This window comes from Bacillus sp. BPN334 (assembly GCF_008368885.1).
Taxonomy (GTDB): domain Bacteria; phylum Bacillota; class Bacilli; order Bacillales; family Bacillaceae_G; genus Bacillus_A; species Bacillus_A wiedmannii.
Map to the genome: position 1 here is coordinate 1 of NZ_QOZW01000037.1, position 5,309 is coordinate 5,309.

A 5,309-nucleotide genomic window follows, 5' to 3' on the forward strand; every position below is an offset into this window, starting at 1 on the left:
GCATCTAAAAATAAAAATTGACGTTTCACGTTGTTTGTTTCGTTCAGTTTTCAAAGAACTACTTGGTCGCTCATTTGCGACTCCCTTATGTTAACATCTTCATGTTTCAATGTCAACTAAGTTTTTCATTTCGTTTGCCGCGTTCTGCGTTATTGCATCGGCGACTTGTTCTATATTACACCCCTATATCCTAATCGTCAATACCTTTTATCCTTTTTATTTTATAAATTCTAAAGGGTATTGAACCTTCTTCATTTATACTCCGTTCCTAGAGATTAATAAACTGATGCAATCACTTTCATAATCGACAGTTTATACTTTCTTACTTACACCTTTCTAAAGAATGAATAGCAAGCCAAACAAATATATATTAAAGGTAGCACTTTTTATTTCGAGTACATTCCAGCTGCATTCACAATTATCTCCTACCACTTCTCTCTAGGAATTATAAATACACCATGCATTTACTAAAAATCTAATTAACTTAGGAGGCGTTATGAAATGCATGTTAATAAGAAGATCATTTATGTATCCCATGATGCCCATTTCCACGGAGCACAACTTCTTTCTTTACATACTATTAAAGCTCTTAAAGAAAACTTTCATTACTCCGTCGCAATTATTTCTATTGGAACGGGCATTTTAAGCCACGATTTTCAAAAGTATGGTCCTGTTTATTGCCTAGAGGAAGACTACCCAACGGAAAAAAGGTCGAATTATTAATAAAGAAGTTACTATCACAAGACTATACCATCGCCATATGTAGTACCGTCATAAGTGGTGATATAGTTGCATTACTAGCTAAACACAATATAAAAGTTATTTCATTAATACATGAATTGCCGCATTTAATACAACAGTACTCTGCCGAGGGAAAAGCGAGAAACATTGCCGAGTTTGCTTACAAAATTGTCTTCCCTTCACAGTACGTGTATGAAAAATTCCGTACAATCACCCAATTAGATCATCAAAAATGCCACATCCCCCCTCAAGGTTTGTTTAACCACAATCCTTATAAGAACAATATTGCAAAAGCGAGAAACGAATTACGAAAAAAACACAACCTGCCTCTAGATAGCAACATCATTTTTGGGGTAGGTTTTGCTGATCATCGGAAAGGGATAGATTTATTCTCACTTATTGCTTACTCAGTAAGAAAGGTTCATACGAATATTCATTTTATCTGGGGCGGGAGAACAGATGTTCATTTCTTTAACACGCTATCCCCAAGGTATACAGCACATTTCACATTAGTTGAGCCTACTCCAGATATCGGTTTATATAACGCCGGGGCTGATTTGTATTTATTAACTTCAAGAGAAGATCCTTTTCCAAACGTTGTTTTAGAAGCATTAGATACAAAAGTCCCTGTTATAGAGTTTAAAAATGCTGGAGGTTTTGAAGATGTTGTTACGGAACAAACTGGCGCCTTAGTAGACTTTTTAAATTTACCGCAGTTGCTGGAAAGAATATATGAATTTATTGGAGATGAAGACTTACGATTACAAAAAGGGCGCTTTGGCCAAGAGCTTATTGAAAAAGATTTCAACTTTCTTCATTATATTTATCAATTATTAAACCTGCTTGAACATAATTACAAAAAAATAAGCGTAATCATATCGAACTATAATTACGAAAAATACTTACCTGACCGAGTTAAATCCATATTAAACCAAACCTATCCCCTTTACGAACTAATTTTCCTAGACGATGCCTCTACTGACAATAGCGTATCTATATTTAAACAGCTGCTCTCAAACGAAAATAAGCCCCACTTAAAAGTTCAGCAGATTATTAATGATAAAAACTCTGGTTCTGTATTTAAACAATGGATAAAAGGCGTCTCTGCAGCAACCAGTGATTATATTTGGATTGCAGAGGCCGATGACTTATGTGATCAGACATTTTTAGAAGAAGTAATACAAGGGTTTCATATAAATGGTGATGTTACCTTAAGCTACACACAATCACAACAAATAGATGAGCAAGGAAATATCCTGGCCAATCATTATTTAGATTACACAAATGATATTGATAAAGAAAAATGGAAAAGTTCTTATTTCCGAAAAGGAATAGATGAAATACAAGATACATTACTTATCAAAAACACCATACCTAATGTCTCAAGTGTAGTTTTTAAAAACATAGATATAAAAACAACAGAAAAACAATTAGAAAAGTTTAAAGTAGCTGGTGATTGGTTTTTCTATGTTTCTATTCTTAAAGAGGGGAACATTTATTTCAATCCAAAACCGCTAAACTATCATAGACGACATACAAATAGCGTAACGAGAACAGAAGATTCATATTCCCATTACAGTGAAGTTGTACAAATGCAGAATTTCATTAAAGAAACCTTTACTATCGACGACATTTCAAAAAAAAAATGTACACATATAGAAAGTATCTTAAAGCATATTTGAAGATTGAATGATATATTTTCTTCGCCATCAGTATCTCTTGTAAGACGTTACTATCATTTAAGGGGGGTTACTCATTGAAAGAATTTATAGAGGCAAATAAAGATTTGATTTCTCGAATTGCACACAACTACAATGTAAATGCAAGTATCCATCCAGAGGATCATATCTTTCAATTCCTTGTCACTAATCCAGTCTTCCCATCTAAAAAAGAAGCGATAGATTATTATTTTCAAGATGGGAGAAAATCTGCAGAAACACTCTTAGATTTAATTACTTCCTTCCATCCCCCTATAGACACTCCAATAAAATTATTAGAATTCGCATCCGGATACGGCTGCGTAACACGTCATTTATTAAACCTACAAACGAACTTAAGTATAACTACCTGCGATATACATGAAGAGGCTATTACTTTTATTGAACGTACATTAAATACTTCCTCTATCTTATCTCACCCTGAACCTGAACAAGTAAATTTGACCTCGTCTACGTATGATATCTTCTTTTGTCTATCATTTTTTTCTCATATGCCTAATACAACTTGGTTTCGTTGGCTTCAAACATTGTATAATGCTGTTTCTCCTGAAGGCTTACTCATTTTCACAACTCATGGTTATCAAAGTAAAAAGTACTTCAGCTTTCCAGATTTAAATAAACAGGGTTATTGGTTTCTCCCTTCTAGTGAACAATTGGATTTGGATGTTCATCAATACGGGCAAATGATCGTTAGTCCCTCTTACGTATGTGACAAAATTAAATTATTACCCTATAACCCTGTTATCAAAAAATACACTGAAGGTTTTTGGTGGGAACATCAAGACCTTTGGGTAATAAAAAAAGAAATAAAATAATAAACCACGCTCTACTTATACAAAAGTAGGCATGGCTTATTATTTTTTACTATATAAGAACTCTTCAATCCATAGCTTATTTAATCTAATTCCACTTTTGAAATCTATTTTCGGTTCCCAATTACATTCTCGTCTTACTCTATCTATATTTAAAATGATTTGTTGAACATTTTCTTGCCTTTGTTTATAGCAGGTAAAGTCCACTCTTCTTTCCGTTAATTTCTCCAATTCTACTATAATTCGTTTTAAAGAGAGACCCTTGCCGCTCCCTATGTTATACACACAAGATTTCAAACGATTTAAGTGTGATAGTTGTATAGTGATTTCAACTAAATCATCGATATAAATATAATCTCGAATAATCTCTTGTGGATTTCCATATATATTAATCTTTTCATTACTGAGATGCTGATACAAAAAACAGTTTATTGCCCCAACTTTCTTTAAAGGATTTTGATATTTTCCATATGGATTAGAATATCTACATACAACATAGTCAATTCCGTATTTTTTCTTATAAAAGTACAAGTAATTTTCAAGCGACACTTTTGTTATTCCGTAAGGAGAAAGTGGTTTTAATGGATGTTTCTCATCAATAGGTAAATATTCAGGTTCACCATACACGGTGCCCCCAGAAGATGCTAATACAATTCTTCTAATAGGAAAGTTTTTAACGCTTTCCATGAAATTAAGAAAAAAAAAGCTACTGTTCATATCTCCAAAAATATCTTCAATTGAAGTTGCTACATTAGACGTTGCAGCTAAATAAATAATAATATCCACATCCACTAAAGCTTTATATATATCTTCAACATTCGCTAAATCACCTTTAATAAATTCAACATCACTTATAATATTTTGAGGGAAATTATTTATATGTCTGGAAAATACTTTTACATTTTGATCTTGTTTCAATAAACCTAATGCGAGGTTAATACCAATGAAACTATTTCCACCTACTATTAAATAATTATTCTTCCTCATAATATCCTCTCTAGTAATAAGATTTTTGCTTATCACACCTAGAAATACAAATAAACGAAATTGGTCACCTCTATTATTCATTCTCTTATAATTGTATGCCCCTTATAAATTTTCATTATCTTTATTTTATATTTTCCTTTTAGAATCGATACCTTATTTAAGATGACCGCAAAAACACTCATAACTGGTTTAAAGGAAAAAGACTATTGGAGACACCCTTTAATGAGGTATTTAAAATGAAGGAACCAGATTTTCCATTTTGCCTTTCTTGGGCAAATGAACCGTGGACAAAAACTTGGGATGGTCTTGATAGTCACATATTAAAGCCTCAAAATTATGGAGAGTTATCGGATTGGAAAGAACACTTTGAGTATTTATTACAAGCTTTCCAAGATGAGAGATATATCCGTATAGATGATAAACCACTATTCATTATTTATCGTCCCGGGCATATTCCTGATTGTGAACAAATGCTTCATTATTGGAATACACTCGCACAAGAAAATGGTTTGAAAGGTATATACTTTGCAGAAACATTAAACAGCTTTCCACTTCCTAATATAAATGGATTTGATGCTAGCATTCAATTCGAGCCTTTTTATACAATTGCCCATGATAGCTCTTCAGACATAAATAAGGCAATATATGAGTCTGGTAAACAAATAAACGCTTGGGATTATGATAAAGTGTGGATGTATATACTAAAGCGATCTCCTCCAGAGAAAAAAACATTTCCTGGTGCCTTTGTTGACTGGGACAATACAGCACGCCGCAAAGACTTAAATAGCAGCATCTTCCTAGGTTCTACCCCTAGGAAGTTCACGATATATTTAAGCAAACAAATCCAGCGTACCTATTCTCTTTACAACAGCGAGTTTTTATTTATTAATGCGTGGAATGAATGGGCAGAAGGTACTTACTTAGAACCAGATAAAAGGCATGGATTCGCCTATTTAGAAGGAGTTAAGCAGGCAATTAACAGAGGTATGAAAGCATACAAAAAAGACGAGTCATTCTGACTCGTCTTAAGGTTGCTTGGCGACGTCCTACT

2 protein-coding genes and 2 pseudogenes are annotated in these 5,309 nt (G+C 33.2%); 3 read left to right on the forward strand and 1 reads right to left on the reverse strand.

The window, feature by feature from the left end; genetic code table 11:
• Positions 1–501 precede the first annotated feature (501 nt).
• Positions 502–2,434: pseudogene (locus DN393_RS31000) on the forward strand (glycosyltransferase).
• Between the two features lie 63 nt (positions 2,435–2,497).
• Positions 2,498–3,274, forward strand: coding sequence for a class I SAM-dependent methyltransferase (locus DN393_RS31005; protein WP_149174297.1), 777 nt, complete (start codon positions 2,498–2,500; stop codon positions 3,272–3,274).
• A 39-nt stretch (positions 3,275–3,313) separates the two neighbouring features.
• On the opposite strand, the gene DN393_RS31010 is transcribed toward DN393_RS31005, so the two are convergent.
• Positions 3,314–4,258, reverse strand: a complete 945-nt coding sequence (locus tag DN393_RS31010) for an NAD-dependent epimerase/dehydratase family protein (RefSeq protein ID WP_064475992.1) — start codon at positions 4,256–4,258, stop codon at positions 3,314–3,316.
• Positions 4,259–4,437: 179 nt separating this feature from the next.
• On the opposite strand from DN393_RS31010, the pseudogene DN393_RS31015 reads away from it, so the two are divergent.
• Positions 4,438–5,277: pseudogene (locus DN393_RS31015) on the forward strand (glycosyltransferase WbsX family protein); the annotation flags it as partial.
• Between the last annotated feature and the right edge of the window lie 32 nt (positions 5,278–5,309).